Genomic DNA, 21,714 nt, shown 5'->3' with positions numbered 1-21,714 from the left:
CTGGCTGATGCCGAGATGCCCGATGCGGCGGCGGGTGGCCATCACGGCGCAGGGCATCGCTCGCGGCTTAGGCAGCGTTTGCTGAACGGTGACGGAACCGGGCTGCATGATCATGAAATCATTGAGTATCTGCTCGCCTTGGCGATCCCGCGCCGCGACACCAAGCAGCTCGCAAAGCAGCTGATCGACCATTTCGGCGGGCTGGCAGGCGTGCTGACCGCCGATGGCGATTCGCTGCGCGCGATCCCCGGCATGGGCGAGACCAGCGCGGCGGCGCTCAAGATCGTGCAGATCGCCGCGTCGCGATTGGTCAGCGAACCCGTGCGCCGCCAGCCGATCCTGTCGAGCTGGCAGGCCTTGCTCGACTATCTCAGGCTCGACATGGCGCACCTGACCCGCGAGCGGGTGCGGGTGCTGTTCCTCAACGCCAAGAACATGCTGATCAGCGATGACAACATGTCCGAAGGGTCGGTCGATCAGGCGGCGATCTACACCCGCCAGGTGATCAAGCGCGCGCTCGATCTGGGGGCGACATCGCTGATCCTCGTCCACAATCACCCCAGCGGCAACCCGCAGCCCAGCAAGCAGGACATCCAGATCACCCGCGAGATCATCGAGGCGGGCAAACGGCTGGGGATCGATGTGCATGACCACATCATCATCGGGCTGGATGGGCATTCGAGCATGCGGTCGATGGGATTGATGTGACGACAATCCTCCCCGAGCTTGTCTCGGGGAGGTGGCAGCGCGCAGCGCTGACGGAGGGGCAGATGTTCAAACGGTTGCGCCATGCCCCTCCACCACGCCGCTACGCGTCGCGGTCCCCCTCCCCGAGACAAGCTCGGGGAGGACTTGAACCGGGAAATCCTCGACTAAACTGCTCCCTCACGCCATAGACCCGCGCCATGCCCTCCCCCGCCCCCACTCCTTATGACGCGATCATCCTCGGCGCAGGCGCCGCGGGATTGTTCTGCGCAGCGGTCGCCGGGCAGCGCGGGCGCAAGGTTCTGCTGATCGATCACGCCGATGCACCCGGCAAGAAGATCCTGATCTCGGGCGGTGGGCGGTGCAATTTCACCAATGTGAACACCCAGCCCGATCGCTATATCAGCGCGAACCCGCACTTCGCCAAGTCCGCTTTGGGCCGCTACAGCGCGCAGGATTTCATCGCACTGGTCGATGCTTATGGCATCGCCTGGCACGAAAAGACGCTGGGGCAGCTGTTCTGCGATGGCTCGGCCAGGCAGATCGTCGCGATGCTGCTCGACGAATGCGCCAAGGGCGGCGTGCAGATCGCGCTGGGCCAGCCGATCGGCGACGTGGCGCACGCCGAAGGAACTTACCGCGTCACTTACGGCTCGAAAACAGCGTCCGCGCGGGCGTTGGTGATCGCCACCGGCGGGCCATCGATTCCCAAGATGGGCGCGACCGGATTTGCTTATGATCTCGCGCGGCAGTTCGGTCTCAAGGTTGTCGAGCCGCGCCCTGCGCTCGTGCCGCTGACGCTGGGCGGCGAAGAGACACTGTTCCGATCGCTCTCGGGGGTCGCCACCGAAGTCATCGTGCGCGCAGGCAAGACCGCGTTTCGCGAGGCGGCCCTGTTCACGCACAAGGGGCTGTCCGGCCCCGCGATCCTGCAGATTTCGAGCTATTGGCGCCATGGCGAGCCGGTCGCGGTCAACTTTCTGCCCGATACGCCCGCAGGCTGGCTGACCACGGCCAAGCGCAGCCAGCCCCGGGCCACCTTGCGCAGCGCCCTGGGTGGCCTCCTGCCCGACCGCCTCGCTGCGACGCTCGCCGAACGGCTGGCGGGCGACAAGCGCCTGGCCGATCAGAGCGACAAATTGCTGGCCGAGGCCGAACGACTTTTGGGAGCGTGGGACTTTCACCCCAACGGCACCGAAGGCTATGCCAAGGCCGAGGTGACCGCGGGCGGCATCAGCACCGATAGCCTGTCATCGCAGACCATGGAGGCGCGCAAGGTGCCTGGCCTTTATGCGATAGGCGAGGCGGTGGATGTCACCGGCTGGCTGGGCGGGTACAATTTCCAATGGGCCTGGGCCAGCGGCCACGCCGCAGGGCTCGCCATCTGACGCCAGGCCATCGGACCGATCAGCGAGTGCGGCAGCGCCCGGTGTTGGTGTTCTCGACCGTGCCGTCGTCGTCATAGCGGATCTGCATGGTGTAGCCATCGGCAGCGATCGACCGGATCGTCGCCTTGTACCATTTGCCATCGCTCCACGCGCAGGAGATGCGGCTGCCCGCCTGCCAGTCGAACGGCACCACCGTATCGGCCTGGCGCGTCTCGACATCGCCATCGTCAAAGCGCACCGTGATCACCGATCCGCTGCGCGATTCGACCACGCCGGGATAGAACACGCTGCTGCCGCGCCAGGGCGAGAGCACCCAGTCGCCGACTTCCTGCGCCATTGCGCTTGCCGGAACGATGCACGCCGCTGCCATCATCATGGCTTTGGCAGCGAGAGACAGTGATTTCATTGCAGGCCATCCTTTCCAATATTCCCATGGGTAACCGCCGTCGCCGCTGCTGCGCGTCGGCGCAGACATCCGGCGATGCGACTCGTGCCTTGCCCGCATTCTGGAGATGCGGCGGGGCCCGGCGGCAATCTAATGCCGATCAGCGACCGCACCGCCACAAAAAACGACGAACCGAGCCAAAAACCCGCATTCGTGCTGCACCGCGCATGGAACATGCAGCAGGCTAACGCGTTGATGCTGCTGCGAATTCCATTCTTACCCACACAAGGCCTGAGACAATGCAAACGGCAGCGCCGCCCGTGCAATTCGATCGCGACGCCTATGTCGATCTGCTCAAGCGATCGATCACCAATTATCACTATCTGGGGCAAGAGGCCTCGTTCGAGCAGTTCCGCTGTGTCTCGCATTACGACATGGATCAGAGCGAGTGGAAGATCGACCGGTCGGTGCAGCCGACCACCCTGCTGCGCAAGGGGCAGCTCGACCTGATCGAACAGGCGGTGGTCGCGATCGAGGCTGCCCGCGTCCCCGGCGACTATATCGAGGCGGGCGTCTGGCGCGGCGGAGTCATCATACTGTTACGCGCGCTGCTCGGCGCCTATGACATCGCCGACCGCAAGGTGTTTGCAGCCGACTCGTTCGCCGGCATTCCACTCAACACCCGCGCGCAGAACGACCCCGTAGACCAATGGTCCGATCGCTGGGTCGCAGGGCTCGACGAGGTGAAGCGCAATATCGAGCGTTTCGGGATGCTCGACGAGCGGGTCAGGTTCGTCCCCGGCTTTTTCGCCGATACGCTGCATATGCTCGCCACTGAGCGCTTCTCGCTAATCCGGCTCGATTCCGATTCCTATGATTCTGTCGAGACATCGCTCGAACATCTCTATCCCCGGCTCTCCGATGGCGGGATCGTGATCATCGACGACTGGCATCTGCCCGGCTGCAGAATGGCGGTGACCGACTATCGCGACTATTTCGGAATCACCGACCCGATCTACGAACACGATGCCAATGCCTATTGGACCAGGAATGGCCGCAACCCTTTGCCGGGGCTCGGCTAACCGTCCTGGCCGCGCGGTTGTGGTGCGGCGGCCCGATTATCATTGTGCAACTGCACACTTTCGGCTACGCGCAATCGCTTGCAGCGACGCCCCTTTGTGCGTCGCGCGCGGTTTCGCCTGAAGATGCGGAGCCTTCGCATCTTCAAGACGAATTGATAAGCCATGCCATTTGAAACTGTTCCCGCCATCCTGTCGGACGCGCTCGACGCGCACGGCTATGATACCCTGACACCGGTCCAGCAGGCCGTGATCGCCCCGGACGCGCATGGCCGCGACCTGATCGTTTCGGCGCAGACCGGATCGGGCAAGACCGTCGCCTTTGGCCTTGCCATGGCAAGCGACCTGATCGGCGAGGATGGCCGCGTGGCCCCCAGCCACACCCCGCAGACGCTGATCGTTGCCCCGACACGCGAACTGGCACTGCAGGTCAGCCGCGAGTTCATCTGGCTCTATGGCCCTGCAGGTGCGCGCATCGCGACCTGTGTCGGCGGCATGGACGCATCCAAGGAACGCCGCGCACTGTCGCAGGGCGCACAGATCGTCGTCGGTACCCCTGGTCGCCTGCGCGATCACCTCGAACGCGGCGCGCTCGACCTCTCCGGCCTCAAGGTCGCGGTGCTCGATGAAGCCGACGAAATGCTCGACATGGGCTTTCGCGAAGATCTCGAGGAAATCCTCGACGCGACCCCCGATGGCCGCCGCACCATGCTGTTTTCGGCAACCATGCCGCAGCCGATCGTCGCGCTCGCCAAGCGCTACCAGCGCGATGCGCATCGCATTTCGACCGTGGGCGCGGACCGCGGCCATGGCGATATCGAATATCTCGCGGTCACCGTGGCCCCTGCCGATATCGAGAACGCCGTCGTCAACCTGCTGCGCCTGCACGAGGCGGAAACCGCAATGCTGTTCTGCGCGACACGCGACAATGTCCGCCACCTCCATGCCAGCCTGATCGAGCGCGGCTTTTCCGCAGTCGCATTGTCCGGCGAGCACAGCCAGAACGAGCGCAACTCCGCGCTGCAGGCGCTGCGTGATCGCCGCGCGCGCGTCTGCGTCGCCACCGACGTTGCCGCCCGCGGGATCGATCTGCCCAGCCTGTCGCTGGTGATCCATGTCGAGCTGCCACGCGACATGGACACGCTCAAGCACCGCTCGGGCCGCACCGGACGCGCGGGCAAGAAGGGCACCGCGCTGATGATCGTGCCCTATCCGCGCCGCCGCCGCCTCGAATCGATGCTGCGCGGAGCCAATATCAACGCGCAGTGGATCAACGCGCCGTCGGCCGAGGACATCCGCCGCGCCGACCATGACCGCCTGCTCGACAAATTGCGCGCGCCGGTCGAGGCTGACGAGGCCGACCGCATGCTGGCCGAAAAGCTGCTGGGCGAACGCACCGCAGATGACATCGCGATCATGCTGGTGCAGGCACACCGCGCGCAGATGCCTTTGCCCGAGGAACTGCTCGACGCCGATTCATCGCCGCCCCCGCGCGAAACCGGCCCGCGCGCCGGGTTCGAGGACACGGTATGGTTCACGATGAACATCGGACGCCGCCAGAACGCCGATCCGCGCTGGCTGCTGCCTTTGCTGTGCCGCCGCGGCCATATCACCCGCAGCGAGATCGGTGCGATCCGCCTTGGTGACGAGCAGAGCCATTTCGAGGTTCCCCGTGCCGTTGCCGATCGCTTTGCCGAAGCCGTGGAGCGTACTGCGGGCGGCGAGGATAGCGACGAGGGCAGCCTGGTGATCGCGCGTGCCGATGGTCCGCCGCAGGGCCACAGCCGGTCGGGCCCGCCGCGCCGCCCCGAAGGCCGCAGCGGATCGGGATCGGGCTACAAGGGCAAGGGCAATTCCGGCCCGCTCAAGCCGCGCTACGAAGCCAAGGCATTCGGCGAGAAAAAGCCGTTCGGCGACAAGAAGCCGTTTGGCGATCGCAAGCCTGCAGGCGACCGCAAGCCCTATGGCGAGCCGCGCGCGTTTGGCGACAAGAAGCCGTTCGGTGACAACAAGTCGTTTGGTGACAAAAAGCCCTATGGCGACAAGAAGACCAATGCCGACCGGGCATCCTTCGCCGACAAGCCGCGCGGACCGCGCAGCGATGGTCCGCGCAGCGATGGCCCGCGTTCGGGTGGACCCGGCGGCGGCAAGCCCTTCGCCCCGCGCGGCGACAGCCGTCCACGTCCCGAAGGCAAGCCCCGCTTTGATGCCAAGCCCCGCGCAGGTGGCCCCGGCAAGCGCCCCAAGGGCTGAGCCCATCCTGGAATAGAATTCGCCTGCCTTGCCCTTCGCGCTCTCAGCGAGGGCGAGGCAGGTGGCCACTCCCAGCGTTTTCATAGCCTCGTCATTCCCGCGAACGCGGGAATACCACTTCTGCGCGACTGCCGGAGATGAGCGGGCCCCCCGCGTCGCGGGGGTGACGGTTTTGGAACGAAATACGGTGGAAAGTAGAATGAGCCCCGGCCTCCGCCTGGCAACACCTTAAGGCGCAGCAACAGCCTCGCCGCCCAGCGCGCGGTACAGCGTCACCCGGTTGCTCGCTTCCACCAACCGCGTCGTCAGCAGCGTGCGCTCTGCGGTGTAGAGGGAGCGTTGCGCATCGAGGCTGGTGAGGAACGAGTCCAGCCCGCCGCGATAGCGCATGTCGGTCAGCCGGTAGTTGTCCTCCGCCGCCTCGACAAAGGCGCGGGTGGCGCGGAGCTGTTCGGTGATCGTGCCGCGGCGCGCCAGAGCATCGGCGACATCGCGGAATGCCGCCTGGATCGCGCCTTCATAGCCTGCCACCGCCGCGTCGCGCTGCGCCTGGGTCTGCGCCACGCCGGCCTGCGCGGCGCCGCCGGCGAACAGCGAATAGCGCACATTGGCGCCTGCCGAATAATTGAACGCCGCGCCGGTGAACAGCGTCGACAACGCGTTGCTGGCAAGCCCTGCAAGCCCCGTCAGCGTGATCCGCGGGAAGAGCGCTGCGCGCGCCGCGCCGATCTCGGCATTGGCGGCGCGCAGCTCATACTCCGCCTGCATCACATCGGGACGCCGCAGCAGGATGGTGGAATCGAGCCCGGCGGGCAAAGTCTTCACCGCCTCGCCCGCATCGGAGAGCGATCGCGGCAGCAGCGCCTCGTCGACCGGGGCCCCCACCAGCAGCTGCAAGGCGTTGACATCCTGCGCCAGCGCGGTGGTCTGTGCGGCGATATCGGCCTCGGCGGTCGCGAGGATCTGCTCGGCCTGGCGCAGATCGGTGCGCGGCGCGATGCCGCCATCGAGCCGCAGCCGGATCAGCTTCACACGCTCGCGCGCGTTCGCGGCGGTGTCCTCGGCCAGCTTGAGCAAAGAGCGGTCGGTGGCATAGGTCAGCCAGGCATCGGCGATATCGCCGATCAGCGTCAGCCGCGTGGCGCGCGCCGCCGCCTCGGTGCCGAAATAGCGGTTGAGCGCGGCATCGGACAGCGATTGCAGCCGCCCGAACAGGTCCAGCTCGAATGCGGCGGTGCTGACATCGGCGGTATAACGCACCCCTGCGGTCGAGCGACTCGCGGTCGGGCTGTTGCCGATATCGACATCCTGGTTGCGGTTCTGGTTGGCGGTGCCGTTGTCGAACTGCGTGCGACCCGCCGCCACCCCGATCTGCGGAAGCTGAGAGGCCCGCTGGATTCGGAACTGCGCACGCGCGGCCTCGATATTGGCGGCTGCGACGCGCAAGTTGCGGTTGTTGGCTAGCGCCTGATCGATCACTTGCGCCAGCCGGGGATCGACGAACACATCGCGATAGGACAATACCGGCAGAGACGCCTCGCTCTGCGCCAGATAGGCATCGCCCACCGGCCAGGATTGCGGCACCGGCAGCTCTGGCTGGACATATTTGGGCGCCATCGAACAGCCCGAGAGCAACGCTATCGCGATCAGTGCAGCGCCCCTCATACCGCGCCCTCGCTCGTTTTGGGTTCGCCGATGTGCAGCTTCTTCAAGGTATCGCGCGTGGTGCGGCGGACCAGCACGAAGAACAGCGGGATGAAGAAGATCGCCAGCACCGTCGCGGTCAGCATGCCCCCGATCACCGACGTCCCGATGGCGATGCGGCTGTTGGCCCCTGCTCCGCTGGACAGAGCCAGCGGCAGCACGCCGAAGATGAAGGCAAGGCTGGTCATCAGGATCGGTCGCAACCGCAGCCGCGCCGCTTCCAGCGCCGCATCGATCACGCGGCTCCCACGCTTTTCCGCCTGTTCGGCGAACTCGATCACCAGAATGGCGTTCTTCGCCGCCAGCCCCATGGTGGTGAGCAGCCCGATCTGCAGATATACGTCGTTCTCCAGCCCGCGCAGCGTCACCGCGAACACCGCGCCGACCAGCCCCAGCGGGATGACCAGCATCACCGCGACGGGAATGGTCCAGCTTTCGTACAGCGCAGCCAGACACAGGAAGACAACCAGCAGCGAGAGGCCGTAAAGCAATGGCGCCTGGCCCGAGGACAGCCGTTCCTGAAATGACAGGCCAGACCAGGCGACGCCGACTCCGGGAATCTCTTTCGCAAGCTCCTCGATCCGGTCCATCGCAGCGCCCGAGCTTTCGCCCGGCGCAGCCTGGCCTTCGAACTGGAAGCTGGGATAGCCCTGGAAGCGCGACAGCGTGGTCGGCGTGGTCGCCCAGCTGGTGCGGGCAAAGGCGGAGAACGGCGCCATCTGGCCCTGCGCGCCGCGCACGAACCAGGCATTGAGATCATCGGGCGTCGCGCGATAGGGCGCGTCGCCCTGCACGAACACGCGCTTGACCCGGCCGCGATCGATGAAGTCGTTGACATACTGCCCGCCCCAGGCGGCCGACAGCGTGGTGTTCACATCCTGCTGGTTGAGCCCTAGGGCCGCCAGCTTGGGCTGATCGATGTTGACCTGCAGCGTCGCGACATCGGGCAGCTCGCCCAGCCGGACGCCGGCCAGAACCGGGTCGCCTTCCGCCAGCTCGAGCAATTTGTCGCGCGCGGCGGTAAACTCTTCGCGGGTCATGCCGCTGGTGTTCTGCAGCTGCAGGCTGAAGCCGTTGGTCTGCCCAAGCCCGCGAATGGCGGCGGGGACAAGCGCGTTGACCTGCGCATCGCGGAACTGCGAAAATGCCTTTCCGGCGCGCTCGACAATGCCGTCGGCGGAGTTTTCCGCGCCCTCGCGCTCGGACCAGTCGACGAAGTTGACGAAGCCCTGACCGGTGTTCTGTCCCGCCGCGCCCTGCCCGCCACCGGCGACGATGAACATCACCGCGATGTTGTCGCGTTCCTTCTCCAGCATGTACTTCTCGATCGCCAGCTGCACCTCGCGGGTGCGACCCTGGGTGGCACCGGCGGGCAGGCGGAATTGCACGCGCGCAGAACCCTGGTCCTCGGTCGGCAGGAAGCTGGTGGGCAGCCGCACGAACAGCACCGCGAGCAGGACCAGGACGATCGCATAGATCGCAAGGAACAGCCATTTGCGGTCCACGACCTTCTCGACCGCAGCGACATAGCGGTCGGTGCCGCGCGCAAAGCCGTGGTTGAACCAGTGCTGCGCCTTGTCGACGCGCCGCGCGCCAGCTGGCCAGCGGCGTTCGAGCCAGCTTTGCCGCTCGTGCCCGTCGATCTGCTTCTGCCGCAACAGGCTGGCGGTCAGCGCCGGGCTGAGGATCAGCGCGACCAGCGCCGAGAGGACCATCGCCGAGACGATGGTGATCGAGAACTGGCGGTAGATCACCCCGGTCGATCCGCCGAAGAACGCCATCGGCAGGAACACGGCAGAGAGCACAACCGCAATGGCGACCAGCGCCACCTGGATTTCGGCCATCGACTTGATCGTGGCTTCCTTGGGGGTGAGCTCGGGGTCTTCCTCCATCAGCCGCTCGACATTCTCGACGACCACGATGGCATCATCGACCAGCAGGCCGATGGCCAGCACCAGCCCGAACAGGGTGAGCGTGTTGATCGAGAAATCGAACAGATAGAAGATCGCGAACGTTCCCAGCAGCACCACCGGAACCGCGATGGTGGGGATCAGCGTAGCGCGCCAGCTCTGCAGGAACACGAACATCACGATGACGACCAGGATGATCGCCTCGATCAGCGTCTGGACGACCTCGTCGATCGACAGCCGGATGAACGCGGTGGTATCGTTGGCATAGGCGACCTTGTAGCCGGGCGGGAAGTTCGCCTCGGCCTCGCTGACCGCCTGCTTGACCAGATCTGCGGTTGCCAGCGCATCGGCGCCCGGCGCGGACGACACCGCAAGCCCTGCCCCCGGATGGCCGTTGATCCGGCTGGATGCGGAGTAATTCTCTGCCCCCAACTCCACCCGGGCGACATCGGACAGGCGGACGATCGCGCCGCTCTGTTCGGACTTGAGAATGATCGCCTTGAACTCGTCGACGGTTCGCAGCCGCGATTGCGAGGTTACCGTGGCGTTGAGCTGGTTAGTATCGGGCTGGGGCAGGCCACCCACTTCGCCTGCGGCCACTTCGGTGTTCTGGTTGCGGATCGCGGTGATCACGTCACCGGGCATCAAACCGACCGAAGCCAGCCGGTCCGGGTCCATCCAGATGCGCATCGCATATTGCGAGCCGAATACGTTGGTCTCGCCGACACCCTCGATCCGCGCGAGCTGATCCTGCAGGTTGGAGACGAGGAAGTCGGAGACGTCGATATTGGTGCTGCGGTCGGTCTCGTCGTAGACGCCGACGATCAGCAGGAAATCGGGGTTGGACTTCGTAACGCGCAGCCCCTGCTGCTGCACCTGCTGCGGCAGGCGGGCCAGCGCCTGCTGGACCTGGTTCTGCACTTGGACCTGAGCGATATCGGGATCGGTGCCCTTTTCGAACGTCGCGCTGATCGTCACCTGCCCGCGCGAGCTCGAGCTGGAATTGAAATAGAGCAGCCCGTCGATCCCGGTGAGCTGCTGCTCGATGATCTGGGTGACGCTGTTCTCCAGCGTGTCCGCCGATGCTCCGGGGAAGGTCGCGCGGATGTTGACCTGTGGCGGCGCGACATCGGGATATTGTTCGATCGGCAACAGATAGATCGCCCCGACCCCGGCCAGCATGGTGATTATCGCCAGCACCCAGGCGAAGATCGGCCGCTCGATGAAGATCCGTGACATGCGCCGGCCTCAGCCGCGCTTCGGCGAGGGCGGCGGTGCGATCACCTGCGGCTTGCTGGCCGGAACCGGGCGGACCGGCGCGCCGGGCCTGACCTTGGCCAGTCCCTGGACGATCACCTTGTCGCCCGGCTTCAGTCCCTTGGTGATCACCCAGTCGGTGCCCACGGCCCTGTCTGCGGTCACCTGGCGTTCGGTCGCGCGGTTCTGCGCGTCGATCACGAAGACCGCCGCCTGGCCGCGGGCATTGCGGCTGAGCCCGGCCTGCGGAACCAGAATGGCGCTGGTGTTGATCGCCTGGTCGAAGCGGGCGCGGACGAACATGCCGGGCAAAAGCAGCCCCTGCGGATTGGCAAAGCGCGCGCGCAGCGTGACCGTACCGGTCGCGGCGTTGACCATCACTTCGGAGAATTGCACCACACCGCGCGGCCCGTAGTCGCTGCCATCTTCCAGCACCAGCGACACCTCTGCACTCGCTGGCGCAGCCCCGCCCTGCGCGAGCGAGCGGCGCAGCGTCAGCAGTTCCGCGCTCGATTGCTGGATGTCCACGAACACGGGGTCGACCCCCTGAATTATCGCCAGCGGCTCGGCCTGGTTGCCGGTAACCAGCGCGCCCACGGTGAACAGCGAACGCCCGATGCGCCCGGTGATCGGCGCGGGAACGCGGGTGAACTGCAGGTTGACGTCAGCGGTCTGCAGCTGCGCGCGGCTTTGCTGGACCGCTGCGGCAGCCTGACGCGCGGCGGCGGCGGCATCGACATAGTCCTGCAGCGCGACCGCCTGCGCCTCGGCCAGCGGCTTCAGCCGCTCGGCCCGGATGCGGGTTGCCTCGGCATTGGCCATGGCACTGTTGAGGTTGGCGTTCGCCTCTGCGGTCGCCGCCCGATACAGCCTTGGATCGATTTCGTAGAGCGTCTGCCCTGCCCGCACCACCGCGCCTTCGGCGAAGAACCTGCGGCGGATGATGCCGGTGACCTGCGGGCGAACCTCGGACATCTCGAAGGCAGCGATCCGCCCGGCTAGCTCGACCGAAACGGGCACGGGGCTCGACCGGACGACAACGAAGCCGACTTCGGGCACAGGCCGTTCGCCGCTCTTGTCCTCCTCTGCGCTAGAACATCCGGCAAGCGCGATCGCCGCCAGCCCTGCCAGGGCGACGTGCTTCACGATCGTTCGTGTTGGTCGAACGGATAAGGAAATGACAGACTCGCAGAAACTTATGGACACCGTATACGATTATGGCGCGGTATTAGAAGGTTAACCCCCGACCGGGCAAGTTTGTTTCATCCCCGGCAACAAAATTTCGCGATCTGCCAGTGCCGCGGTCGGTTGACGGCATTCAGGTCGTTCAGGCGTGACTGACTTCCTTGATCGGGATAGCCGGATTGGCCAGTTCCGCCAGATCGAGCGGCACGCCTTCGAGCACCGCCTTGCGGCCCTGGACATAGTCCTTGGTGGCATTGACGCAGTCGAGAGCGATCACCTTGCCGCCACGCAGATAGATCACCGAGAAGCTGCGGCTGACAGGATCGCCGCGGACGAGTTCCTGATCGTAATCGAGCGACAGGCCGACGGTCTGCAGCCTGAGGTCATACTGGTTGGACCAGAACCACGGGATCGCCTGATAGGGCTCTGCTGTTCCCATGATGTGGCTTGCGGCGACCTTGGCCTGGTCGTTGGCATTCTGCACCGATTCCAGCCGGATCACCCGGTCGTTGGCAAAGGCGTTGGCGTGCGCGGCGCAATCGCCGATGGCATAGACATCAGGAAGGCTGGTGCGGCAGAACTCGTCGACATCGACCCCGTTTCCGCCCGCTGCCCCGGCTGCGATCAGAGGCCCGGTCTGCGCGATGATGCCGATACCGACGATCACCATGTCCGCCGCGATCCGCTCGCCATTGCCGCAGCGCACCGCGACCGCATGCCCCGCCTCGTCGGTCTCGATGTGATCGACGGTGTAGCCGGTGCGCAGATCCACCCCATGGTCGCGGTGTTCCTTTTCGAAGAACGCCGACAGCGACGGGCCGGCAACCCGCGAGAGCACCCGGTCCAGCGCCTCGATCAGCGTGACCTGCTTGCCCAGCTTGCGCATTACCGCGGCCGCTTCCAGCCCGATATAGCCGCCGCCGATGATCGCGACGCTCTGCGTGTTGTCGAGCCGCGCCATGATCTTGTCGACATCGGCGCGGGTGCGCACGGCAAAGACGTTGCTGGCATTGCTGCCCTGGCAATCCATCATCCGGGGCGTGCCGCCGGTTGCCCAGATCAGCTGGCCATAGCCGGTCTGCGTGCCGCCACTGGTGGTCAGCAACTTGGCGACCGGATCGACCGCGGTCACCCGCTTGCCGAGCTGCAGGTCGACCTGCCGCTCGCTCCAGAAGGTTTCGGGACGCAGCAGGATTCGCTCGAACGGCTTGTCGCCGGCGAGATATTCCTTGGAGAGCGGCGGTCGCTCATAGGGCGGAAACTGCTCCTCGCCGATCAGCGCAATCGAGCCTGCGAACCCCATCTGGCGCAGGCAGATCGCCGCCTGTGCGCCCGCGTGTCCTGCTCCGACGATGGCAATGTCATAGCTGTCCTGCACCGCATCCCTCTCCTGCTCGATGGCCTTTCGGCGACCGTGATCCTGCGCGCCATGTGCCGGTTGACGCTGCGGAAAACAAGCCTGCACATCATGGCGCAATCCAATAGCGGTGTTGAGGCGCATTTTGGTTTGACCATCGCGCAAGTGCCAACTATAGCGCGCGGCCTGCCCCGGCTGTAAAGCGCCGGGCGCGCCGGGATGGCGGAGTAGCTCAGCTGGTTAGAGCGGCGGAATCATAATCCGTAGGTCGGGGGTTCAAGTCCCTCCTCCGCTACCATCCCGGACACAATCGGCGCCGGAAATTATTTCTTTGCCCCCGCCGAGATTTTAAGCTGCCACGATCCGCTTGGTTTTCAGCATATTAGATGGACTCCATCGGCAGATTGCCGATAATGTCGGTGTGCGTTCCGGCGGCTATCGTGCGTGTCCGGGCAGCTGAGCGCGCGCTTAGGGATCTGTGAGAACAGTGGTGAACCAGCCGGAATCCCCCGATCGCAGACTGGATGGGTGGAAGTCTATCGCCGGATATTTCCGCCGTGACCGGACGACCGTAATGCGCTGGGCGCGCGAGCGTGACCTGCCCGTCCACCGCCTGCCCGGCGGAAAACAGGGATCCGTTTTCGCCTATGAGCGCGAGCTTGCCACCTGGGCTCGCCGCGCCGAGCAGGGCGACCTTGCCGACGCGCCGGCAGCGCCCGAGCCCGAAACTCCGCTGCCCGCCAGCAGCGCACCGCCACCGTCCGCGCCTCAGACGCAATCGCTCGGGACGGATGCACCGTCGCAATCGTCCCGGCGCTGGCTGTGGCCTTCCCTCGGCGCGGTGGCGCTGGCTGGCGTGCTTGCAGTGTCGCTGCCGATGCTTGGCGGTGCGCAGTCGCCCGGCGAACCGCGCAGCGAACAGATCGTCCCCCTGCCCCGCGACCCCAAGGTGGCCAGCGACTATGTCGCCGCGCGTGATCTGTGGGCTCGCCGAACGCCCGCCGCGCTCAGCCGGGCGATAGGGCTGTATGAGCGCGTAATTGCCGCGGATCCAGAATTCGCGCCCGCCTATGCAGGCCTTGCCGAGGCCTGGCTGATCACGCGCGAATATGGCGCGGCGACCGAGAGCCGGGCCTATAGCGCGGCGAAATCCGCCGTCGAACAGGCGCTGAAGCTCGACAGCCGCCTGCCGGCCGCACACCGTGCCAATGGCTTCATCCAGTACTGGTGGAGCTATGACGCCCAGCGCGCAGTGAATTCGTTCCAGCGCGCGCTGACGCTCGACCCGCACGATGGTCTGAGCCATTTCTGGTACGCCAACGTTCTGGCCGATCTGGGCCAGGATACGGCGGCGCAGCGCGAGTATGATACCGCGCAGCTGCTGTTGCCGGGCACTCCGGCGATCGCGATCGAACGCGCGTGCGCTCACTGGCAGGCGGGAAGAGACCGTCGTGCGCTGATGGAACTCAACCAGCTCAAGGCGCAATATCCCGACGATGCGACGATCCGCAACTGCCTGGCCTGGGCGCATATCTCGCGCGGCGACATCCGCGCTTATGCCCGTGAATTCGGCGAGCTGGCCAGGCTGCGCAAGGTGCCCGAGCTGCTCGCGCTTGCACAGAAACTGGATACGGCGGTCGTCCGCAATCCGACGACAGCGCATCTGGTGCTGGTGGCCGATGCCCAGCGCGAATTTGCCGCAGGCGAGCGCAAGACGCGGATGACCCCCGCCTTCCAGGCCTCCAGCATGGGCGACCGCGAAACGCTGGTCGCGCTGCTGCGCCAGGCAGCGATGCTGGGCGAACGCTGGTATTCGGCGACGCTGAACAAGCGCATCGCCCAGCAGTGGCAAGGCGATGCCGAGGTGCAGGCGCTGCTCAACAAGGTGGTGATCGCCACCCCCAAGGTGCGGCTGACCTGATCGGGTAACGCCTGCGTCACCTGCATACTCCGCGATTTTCACCGCTTCGCAACAATTTGCTACAGCCTAGGTTCGCCCCGTTTGCGCTAGCAGGATCATGGTCTGATCGGCGGGACCGGGGGTATTCGTCGACCCAACTGGCTGCTGGCCATCTTTCGTGCCCCGGCCCCGGCGATCAGGCCACCCTTGTCACCCGGCCACAGCATCGGGCCGATCGATCGGGGTGTTTGGGTCTTGCCATCGGCAGGACGGCCTTCGGGGGACTCCATGCGGCGAGTGGCGATAGGTCTGGCGCTGTTCCTGACCAGCGTGCTGGGTGCATGGGTCGTGCTTGGCTGGCCCGCCCAGGCGCAGATGCTGTCCTTCCGCTCGGCCGATCACGATATCGTCCCAGGCAAGCGGACCCGCGTCCAGGCCGATCTCGCGAGGACCATCGAAAGCTGGCACGGCACCCGCGCCTGCAACGCGCAAGGCCGCGCGCGGCTGGCGCTCAAACCTGCGGTCGCGCGCTGGCTGGGCGGGCAGACGGTGGCACAACCCCGCAAGCGGCTGGCGCAATGGGGGTATCACTCGGGCGATATCTGGGTCGAGCAGCGCGTGGTCGATGGCAAGCCCAGCTGCACGGCCGGGTTTCGCAAGCTCATCGCGTTTGCGGATTTCCGCTAGGGCAGTTTGCGGCTCAGGCCGTTGCGAGCAGCCGCTCACTCAGGTCCCACAGCCGTTCGGCACTGTCGCTGTCCACCGCGTGCGGCTCGACAAAGCGATAGCGGACGGGCTCGCCGCTGGAGACTGCCGCGATGTTGCAATCCTCGCAATAGACCCCGCCCTTGCCGTGCAGCAGCGGGCTGGTGGCGGCCCACAGCGTGGTGGTGCAGCCCTGCGCCGGTGTCTTGAACATGGCGCGGGCACCCTCGGCAATCTCGCCCTGCTCGTTCAGCCACCCCAATGCGACCATTTCCTCGGTCGGCAGATGCCGCTGCAGCGGGGTCATGATGCCGCCGGGGTGGACGGCAAACGCCATGCCGCCGCTTTGGGCCAGCCGCGCATTCAGCGCGACCGCGAACAGCGCATCGGCGGTCTTGGACTGGCCATAAGCCTTCCATTTGTCGTAGCTGCCATCGCTCCAGTTGGGGTCGTCCCAGCGGATGTCCGAAAGCTTGTGCCCGGTCGATGACAGCGCCACCACGCGGCATTCACCGCTACGCTGAAGCAGCGGCAGCAGAACGTCGGTCAGCGCGAAATGGCCCATATGATTGGTACCGAACTGCATCTCCCAGCCCGGCCCCACCCGTGTTTCCGGGCACGCCATGACACCTGCGTTGTTGATCAGCAGGTCGAGCCGCGTGACCTTCTCGGCATAGCCCTGCCCAAAACGCCGCACCGATGCGACATCGGCAAGGTCCATCAGCGCGATGCGGATGTCGCCCTTGATGCCGTCCAGCGCGGCGTGCGCCTTGGCACTATCGCGTGCAGGCACGGTGACCGATGCGCCCGCTGCCGCCAGCGCGCGCACCGCTTCCAGCCCGATGCCCGAATAGCCCCCGGTGACGATCGCATTCCTGCCTGTCAGATCGATCCCGGCGAGCACCTCATGCGGTTCGCTGTGGCGACCGAAAGGCGAATCGACGGGGGTCTGATGGGCTGCGATCATGAAGCTCTCCTGCTGCGCTGTGGGCGTCTCAGGCGAGCGCCTCTTCCATCGGACAATAGTCGTAGCCAAGGTCATCCGCCACCGCCTTGTAGGTGACCCGGCCGTTCCACACGTTCAGGCCCGCGGCCAGATGCGCGTCAGAGCGCAGCGCGTCCTTCCAGCCCTTGTCGGCCATGCGCAGCATATGCGGCAGCGTAACATTGTTGAGCGCATAGGTGCTGGTGCGCGCAACCGCGCCGGGCATGTTGGCGACACAGTAATGCACGATGCCATCGACGATATAGGTCGGCTCGGCATGCGTCGTCGCGTGGCTGGTTTCAAAGCAGCCGCCCTGGTCGATCGCGACATCGACCAGCACCGCGCCCGGACGCATCGTGGAAAGCATCTCGCGCGTCACCAGCTTGGGCGCGGCAGCGCCGGGGATCAGCACAGCGCCGATCACCAGATCGGCCGCCGCGACGCATTCGGCGACATTGGCGGCGTTTGCAAAGCGCGTCTTGGCACGCGATTCGAAATAATAGCCCAGCCGCTCGAGCACCTCGGGGTTGCGATCGAGGATGGTGACGTCAGCGCCAAGGCCTGCCGCCATCTGCGCGGCGTTGAAACCGACGACGCCGCCGCCGATCACGCAGACCTTGCCGGGCGCCACGCCCGGAACGCCGCCGAGCAGGATGCCGCGTCCGCCGTGCGCCTTTTCGAGCGCGGTCGCACCCGCCTGGATCGACATGCGCCCTGCGACCTGGCTCATGGGCTTGAGCAGCGGCAAACCGCCGCTGGCATCGGTGACGGTTTCATAGGCGATGCACACCGCCTGGGAAGCGACCAGATCCTTGGTCTGCTCAGGGTCGGGCGCAAGGTGCAGATAGGTGAACAGGATCTGGCCTTCGCGCAGCATCGCACGCTCGACCGACTGCGGTTCCTTGACCTTTACCACCATCTCGCACTCGGCGAAGATTTCGGCCGCGGTGTCGATCAGCTTGGCGCCAGCGCGCAGATAGTCGTTGTCGCTCTCGCCGATGCCCAGGCCTGCGCCCTTCTGCACCCAGACCTCATGGCCGTGCTGCACCAGTTCGCGGGCGCTCTCGGGCGTCAGGCCGACGCGATATTCGTGGTTCTTGATTTCCTTGACGGTTCCGACGCGCATGACAGACTTCTCCTGCTGGATGTTTTGCCCATGGCTTACCTGCACCGCCTTCCCTGCGCGACAGCATTTTGTTACTTTATTACATTATTGCGTAATTTTCCGAATTGGCACTGGAATGTTGCAAATATCCGCGCCGCCTGCGGGGATGTTGAAAAACGCGTCCTTGCGGTTGGACCGCGCGTGCGCGTAACGGACGAATGATTCGCTGGTACTGTCGAGGTATTCGAGCCTGGGGCGCTGCGCTTCCGGTAAGTCCGACGCCAGGCGAGCCGACACAATAGGCGTACGTTCTGCGGGCGTTTCGTAGAAGCCCAATTCGCCCGTACCGCGCGGCAGGCTGGACAGATGCTCGATGCCTTCGACCACCCGGCCCACAAGCGCAATATTGCGGTCGAGGTGGCGTGGCGCATGGCCGATCACCGTGTAGAGCTCTGCTCCACTGCCGGTGTCGGGCGACAGGTTGCGCCCGACACCGACCATGCCATAGCAATGCACTGGCCACACATTTTCATCGTTTCCGGCAATCGGCCAACCACGGAAGAAATCCAGCGTCTTGGCGTATGTGTCAGGCCCGGCCCAAGGGCGACCATCGTCCTGCGATACTTCCTCGCCAATAGCCGTAGCGGAGGCTCCAGCGGCCCCGGCGCTGTCGTCCGCCGACAACCATTCCTTTACGGCTGCATCAAAGGCATCCATCCCGATGACATACCCGCTCTCCGGGACCTGCGCGATCCCGGCAGGCAGCGGCCTCGCCTTGGCCGCGTCCTCGCCGTCGGGATCACCCCATTGCACGACGTAGTTGTCCTGCACCCGCACTATGGCGAGGCCATGCCACCATTTGGCAGCGGCGAGCTTGCGGATGTTGTCGGTCCAGCCGGTGCTGAACGGCGCGGGCATCAGCTGGATAACAACCCGGCGCGGTTTGCCCGCCGCATCGGGGGCAAGCTCCATCACCAGCAGATCCGATGCCGCGATCGCAGTCCAATGCGCAGCCGGCGCGGCTTCGACGATCTCGCCGGGGCTTGGGCTGGCAGGTGGCGGCTCGGCAGCCGCCAACAGCGCCAGCGGGGCCAGTGCAGCGATGGACCTCAGCAAGGCGGAGCGGATTCGGGTCTTTGTCATGGCGGACACGCTATCACGCGCTGACCGCTTGCGAAACCGCGCAAGCCGGTGCAGGTTTTGCAGGGTCGCGGGGGAGAATATCATGGCTGTTCCTGACGAAAACGATGACACCCCGCTGTCGCTGCGCAACAGCCGCGCCACGCTCGACCGGCTGCTCGACGACATGATCGAGACTCCCGACCGGATGGCAACGCTGGCCGAAACCATCGAGCAGGTGTTCTGCGAAACCCGCGCGGTCATGGTGCTCGACATGAGCGGCTTTTCGCGCACCACCCAGCGGCACGGGATCGCGGCGTTCCTGCTGATGGTGCACCAGATGAAACGCCTGGCGATGCCCGAGATCGAGGACAAGGGCGGGCTGCTGGTGAAGGCGGAGGCCGACAACCTCTATTGCCTGTTCGATACGACCGATGAGGCGGTGCGCGCCGCGCGCGCGATCGTGCGCCAGCTCAAGGCCGCGAACCTGATCCTGCCCGAGGATCGCAGGCTCTACGCCTCGATCGGGATCGGCTATGGCGCAGTGCTCAACATCGATGACGAGGATCTGTTCGGCGACGAGATGAACCTGGCGTGCAAGCTGGGGGAGGACATTGCCGCGCGCAGCGAGATCCTGCTGACCGAAGCGGCAAGGGCGACACTGACACTCAAGACCGTCGAGACCCGGCCCGAACAACTCAGCATCTCGGGCCTGGCGCTGAACTATCACATGGTGTTGTAAGCCAGCGCGGCACGGCCCCCGCCGCGCCCGCCAAACCACCTCTTGCGCTGGTCCGCACTTGCCTTTAGGGGGGCGGCTCCCAGGACAAGCGGAGCGGTGGCCGAGTGGTCGAAGGCGCACGCCTGGAAAGTGTGTATAGGTCAAAAGCCTATCGTGGGTTCGAATCCCACCCGCTCCGCCAGTACCCCCCAGCAGCCCTTGTCAAAAGCCGCTCTGCACCGCCGCCGTCGCGCGCGCCCTGGCTCGCCTGGCGCGGCGTTCAGTTGCCCGTGTAGAGTTCCGCGATCGACAGCGAGGCCTTGCCGCGCCCCTTTTTGAGCTCTGCGCGGATCAGCGCTGCCAGGCCCCCTGCCGCGCGCTGGCCATCGGCGTTGCGCAGGGCAGCGCGGAGCGCTTCGGGAACATCCGGGGTGGCGAGGGCTACAAGGTGATCGACCCCGAACGGCGGCACCACGACCGTGTCCAGCAGCGACTGCTGCAGCGCATCGTCCAGTTGCCCTTCGCCATCCGGGCCCAGCGGATAGAGCAATTGCACCGTGCCATCCGAGGCGAGGTTGAACACCGTGGCATAACGCGGCCCGCCGCCGCGCCGGGTGCGGGCCAGCGCCACCGCGATCGGTGCACCCTCGCCATAGAGCGCGTCCGACCCCAGCGGGTCCACCGTCAGCCGCATCGCCAGCTCGGACACCAAAGGCCGCAGCGTCAGGATCGCCTGCCATTTGTCCATCACGCCGGCAAAGGCGGCCTGGCTGGCGATGCCGCTGGCCACCACATCGCCCGAGCTGCGCAGCACTTCGCGCGAGCCCAGCAGCCACAGGAAATCGGCCTCGTTGGACGATGCTGCCAGCTGCCAGGCGGCGTCCTGCGGGGCGGTGGCAAGGTCGTCGCCCTGCCCGGCGATCATCACATAAGGGGCAGGCAGATCGAAGCTCAGCCGGGGAACGGGCACTGCCGCGAACACCGGGCGTTCGGCCCAGCCTGCGGGAAAGAACAACGTGCTTTCCTGCCGCTGCGCGGTGAGCATGCGCACCTGGCTGTTGAGATAGGAGCCGATCTCGACCACCGTGACCAGCCCGTCGCCATCCAGATCCGCCACCGGCGACTGATCGTTGCTGCCCGGCAGGCTGAGCGCCTGTTCCAGCGCATAGGTGAGCACGCCGCGCTGCGGTGCGCCCTCCTGCGGCAGCGCCGCTTCCAGCGCCAGCTGATCGTCGCGCGATGCGCCGATATAGACCAGATTGGGCAGGTCCTCGCGCCTGGGCACCGCAATCTCGCCGGGTACGACGCCCGGCGTCGCGTCCGCCCCGAGCGCACCCAGCCTTGGCCCGGGCCGCGCCACCAGCTCGATCGCGCGCGCTTCGCCGGGGCGGAAGGCGATGCGCGGCGTGAAGGCGAAGGTGCGCGGATCGATGGCGCGGTGCATGGTGCCCGAATGACAGCTGTCGACGACCATCAGGATCGCGACATCCTGCGGCAGATAGCGCTTCATCCACGCATAGAAGTCCTTGTCGACGATGAAGCTTTCCGGATCCTGTCCCACAGGATCGAAGCCCGGCAGCGGCACGAACTGGTCATAGGCGCCATCGGTCTCGTCAGGATTTTGCGCGCGCGCCTGCGCGCCATGACCCGAAAAATAGAACAGCACCCAATCCCCGCTGCGGCTGCGCTGGCCCATGTCGTGGATCGCGGTCTCGACGCTGGACCGGGTGACCGCGCCATCGGCGAGCGTCACGATGTCGCTGGCGCCAAGACTGCGCGCGAGCCGCTCCATCGCGGACACGTCATTTGCAGGTCCGGCAAGGTCCGGAATGCTGGCCGACTGATAGCGCGACACGCCCACCAGGATTGCGCGGGTCTCGGCATGGGCGGGTAGCGAGCCGACCCCGGCGACCAGCGCGAGAACCAGACTGCACAGGCGCAAGGCAGCGCGCATGG

Annotated in this window: 16 protein-coding genes, 2 tRNA genes and 1 pseudogene; 10 read left to right on the top strand and 9 right to left on the bottom strand. The window is 65.8% G+C overall.

Features of this window, described 5'->3' with window-relative positions:
• Positions 1 to 15: 15 nt before the first annotated feature.
• Both radC and BSY18_RS02515 read left to right on the top strand, forming a co-directional pair.
• Positions 16 to 708 carry a RadC family protein gene (gene radC, locus BSY18_RS02520; protein WP_069051648.1) on the top strand — a complete coding sequence of 231 codons (693 nt, stop codon included), beginning with the start codon at positions 16 to 18 and terminating at the stop codon, positions 706 to 708.
• A 197-nt stretch (positions 709 to 905) separates the two neighbouring features.
• On the top strand, positions 906 to 2,093 hold the full coding sequence (locus BSY18_RS02515) for an NAD(P)/FAD-dependent oxidoreductase (protein WP_069049543.1): 1,188 nt from the start codon (positions 906 to 908) through the stop codon (positions 2,091 to 2,093).
• A gap of 19 nt (positions 2,094 to 2,112) precedes the next feature.
• On the opposite strand, the gene BSY18_RS02510 is transcribed toward BSY18_RS02515, so the two are convergent.
• Positions 2,113 to 2,499: a hypothetical protein gene (locus BSY18_RS02510; RefSeq protein WP_069051647.1), complete on the bottom strand. Its 387-nt coding sequence runs from the start codon at positions 2,497 to 2,499 to the stop codon at positions 2,113 to 2,115.
• Positions 2,500 to 2,777: 278 nt separating this feature from the next.
• Here BSY18_RS02510 and BSY18_RS02505 point away from each other — a divergent pair, with 278 nt between their 5' ends.
• A complete protein-coding gene (locus tag BSY18_RS02505; RefSeq protein WP_069049542.1) occupies positions 2,778 to 3,560 on the top strand; it encodes a TylF/MycF/NovP-related O-methyltransferase in 783 nt (260 codons plus the stop codon).
• Between the two features lie 162 nt (positions 3,561 to 3,722).
• Positions 3,723 to 5,480, top strand: a pseudogene (locus tag BSY18_RS02500) (DEAD/DEAH box helicase); the annotation flags it as partial.
• A 558-nt stretch (positions 5,481 to 6,038) separates the two neighbouring features.
• Here the strand turns inward: BSY18_RS02500 and BSY18_RS02495 are convergent.
• From BSY18_RS02495 to BSY18_RS02480, 4 genes are all read right to left on the bottom strand, one after another.
• Positions 6,039 to 7,475 carry an efflux transporter outer membrane subunit gene (locus BSY18_RS02495; protein WP_069049540.1) on the bottom strand — a complete coding sequence of 479 codons (1,437 nt, stop codon included), beginning with the start codon at positions 7,473 to 7,475 and terminating at the stop codon, positions 6,039 to 6,041.
• Positions 7,472 to 10,663, bottom strand: a complete 3,192-nt coding sequence (locus BSY18_RS02490; protein WP_054134439.1) for a multidrug efflux RND transporter permease subunit — start codon at positions 10,661 to 10,663, stop codon at positions 7,472 to 7,474. The genes BSY18_RS02495 and BSY18_RS02490 overlap by 4 nt, the downstream gene beginning before the upstream one ends.
• Before the next feature lie 9 nt (positions 10,664 to 10,672).
• Complete coding sequence (locus BSY18_RS02485) at positions 10,673 to 11,827, bottom strand: efflux RND transporter periplasmic adaptor subunit (RefSeq protein ID WP_069049539.1); 1,155 nt, start codon at positions 11,825 to 11,827, stop codon at positions 10,673 to 10,675.
• Positions 11,828 to 12,008: 181 nt separating this feature from the next.
• Positions 12,009 to 13,244 carry an NAD(P)/FAD-dependent oxidoreductase gene (locus tag BSY18_RS02480; protein ID WP_069051646.1) on the bottom strand — a complete coding sequence of 412 codons (1,236 nt, stop codon included), beginning with the start codon at positions 13,242 to 13,244 and terminating at the stop codon, positions 12,009 to 12,011.
• Between the two features lie 36 nt (positions 13,245 to 13,280).
• On the opposite strand from BSY18_RS02480, the gene BSY18_RS21385 reads away from it, so the two are divergent.
• The 4 genes from BSY18_RS21385 to BSY18_RS02465 all read left to right on the top strand — a co-directional run bounded on the left by BSY18_RS21385 (position 13,281) and on the right by BSY18_RS02465 (position 15,810).
• A complete protein-coding gene (locus BSY18_RS21385) occupies positions 13,281 to 13,424 on the top strand; it encodes a hypothetical protein (RefSeq protein WP_236823431.1) in 144 nt (47 codons plus the stop codon).
• A 20-nt stretch (positions 13,425 to 13,444) separates the two neighbouring features.
• A tRNA-Met gene (locus BSY18_RS02475) sits at positions 13,445 to 13,521 on the top strand.
• A gap of 192 nt (positions 13,522 to 13,713) precedes the next feature.
• Entirely contained in the window at positions 13,714 to 15,144 is a 1,431-nt protein-coding gene (locus BSY18_RS02470) for a tetratricopeptide repeat protein (protein ID WP_069049538.1), read from the top strand.
• A gap of 276 nt (positions 15,145 to 15,420) precedes the next feature.
• Positions 15,421 to 15,810 carry a hypothetical protein gene (locus tag BSY18_RS02465; protein ID WP_069049537.1) on the top strand — a complete coding sequence of 130 codons (390 nt, stop codon included), beginning with the start codon at positions 15,421 to 15,423 and terminating at the stop codon, positions 15,808 to 15,810.
• Positions 15,811 to 15,823: 13 nt separating this feature from the next.
• Here BSY18_RS02465 and BSY18_RS02460 read toward each other — a convergent pair whose 3' ends face one another.
• The 3 genes from BSY18_RS02460 to BSY18_RS02450 all read right to left on the bottom strand — a co-directional run bounded on the left by BSY18_RS02460 (position 15,824) and on the right by BSY18_RS02450 (position 19,061).
• Positions 15,824 to 16,795, bottom strand: a complete 972-nt coding sequence (locus tag BSY18_RS02460) for an oxidoreductase (protein WP_069049536.1) — start codon at positions 16,793 to 16,795, stop codon at positions 15,824 to 15,826.
• Positions 16,796 to 16,823: 28 nt separating this feature from the next.
• Positions 16,824 to 17,939, bottom strand: a complete 1,116-nt coding sequence (gene ald, locus BSY18_RS02455; protein ID WP_069049535.1) for an alanine dehydrogenase — start codon at positions 17,937 to 17,939, stop codon at positions 16,824 to 16,826.
• Positions 17,940 to 18,023: 84 nt separating this feature from the next.
• Positions 18,024 to 19,061 carry a peptidylprolyl isomerase gene (locus BSY18_RS02450; RefSeq protein ID WP_054134514.1) on the bottom strand — a complete coding sequence of 346 codons (1,038 nt, stop codon included), beginning with the start codon at positions 19,059 to 19,061 and terminating at the stop codon, positions 18,024 to 18,026.
• Positions 19,062 to 19,143: 82 nt separating this feature from the next.
• Between BSY18_RS02450 and BSY18_RS02445 the strand changes: the two genes are divergently transcribed.
• Together BSY18_RS02445 and BSY18_RS02440 are read left to right on the top strand one after the other, a co-directional pair.
• Positions 19,144 to 19,779, top strand: coding sequence for an adenylate/guanylate cyclase domain-containing protein (locus BSY18_RS02445; RefSeq protein ID WP_083231272.1), 636 nt, complete (start codon positions 19,144 to 19,146; stop codon positions 19,777 to 19,779).
• A 90-nt stretch (positions 19,780 to 19,869) separates the two neighbouring features.
• A tRNA-Ser gene (locus BSY18_RS02440) sits at positions 19,870 to 19,960 on the top strand.
• A gap of 78 nt (positions 19,961 to 20,038) precedes the next feature.
• Here BSY18_RS02440 and BSY18_RS02435 read toward each other — a convergent pair.
• Positions 20,039 to 21,712 carry a caspase family protein gene (locus tag BSY18_RS02435; protein ID WP_083231271.1) on the bottom strand — a complete coding sequence of 558 codons (1,674 nt, stop codon included), beginning with the start codon at positions 21,710 to 21,712 and terminating at the stop codon, positions 20,039 to 20,041.
• Between the last annotated feature and the right edge of the window lie 2 nt (positions 21,713 to 21,714).

Origin of the sequence: Blastomonas sp. RAC04, assembly GCF_001713435.1 — a bacterium.
In the GTDB taxonomy this organism is placed as follows: Bacteria; Pseudomonadota; Alphaproteobacteria; order Sphingomonadales; family Sphingomonadaceae; genus Blastomonas; species Blastomonas fulva.
This window is presented reverse-complemented; position numbering and strand designations above follow the sequence as displayed.

Bases quoted from the DNA above. Each gene is read 5' to 3' on its own strand.
- BSY18_RS02515 (WP_069049543.1), top strand. From the start codon at position 906: ATGCCCTCCCCCGCCCCCACTCCTTATGACGCGATCATCCTCGGCGCA.
- BSY18_RS02435 (WP_083231271.1), bottom strand. From the start codon at position 21,712: ATGCGCGCTGCCTTGCGCCTGTGCAGTCTGGTTCTCGCGCTGGTCGCC.
- BSY18_RS02490 (WP_054134439.1), bottom strand. From the start codon at position 10,663: ATGTCACGGATCTTCATCGAGCGGCCGATCTTCGCCTGGGTGCTGGCG.
- BSY18_RS02510 (WP_069051647.1), bottom strand. From the start codon at position 2,499: ATGAAATCACTGTCTCTCGCTGCCAAAGCCATGATGATGGCAGCGGCG.
- BSY18_RS02505 (WP_069049542.1), top strand. From the start codon at position 2,778: ATGCAAACGGCAGCGCCGCCCGTGCAATTCGATCGCGACGCCTATGTC.
- ald (WP_069049535.1), bottom strand. From the start codon at position 17,939: ATGCGCGTCGGAACCGTCAAGGAAATCAAGAACCACGAATATCGCGTC.
- radC (WP_069051648.1), top strand. From the start codon at position 16: ATGCCCGATGCGGCGGCGGGTGGCCATCACGGCGCAGGGCATCGCTCG.
- BSY18_RS02450 (WP_054134514.1), bottom strand. From the start codon at position 19,061: ATGACAAAGACCCGAATCCGCTCCGCCTTGCTGAGGTCCATCGCTGCA.
- BSY18_RS02495 (WP_069049540.1), bottom strand. From the start codon at position 7,475: ATGAGGGGCGCTGCACTGATCGCGATAGCGTTGCTCTCGGGCTGTTCG.
- BSY18_RS02445 (WP_083231272.1), top strand. From the start codon at position 19,144: ATGGCTGTTCCTGACGAAAACGATGACACCCCGCTGTCGCTGCGCAAC.
- BSY18_RS02460 (WP_069049536.1), bottom strand. From the start codon at position 16,795: ATGATCGCAGCCCATCAGACCCCCGTCGATTCGCCTTTCGGTCGCCAC.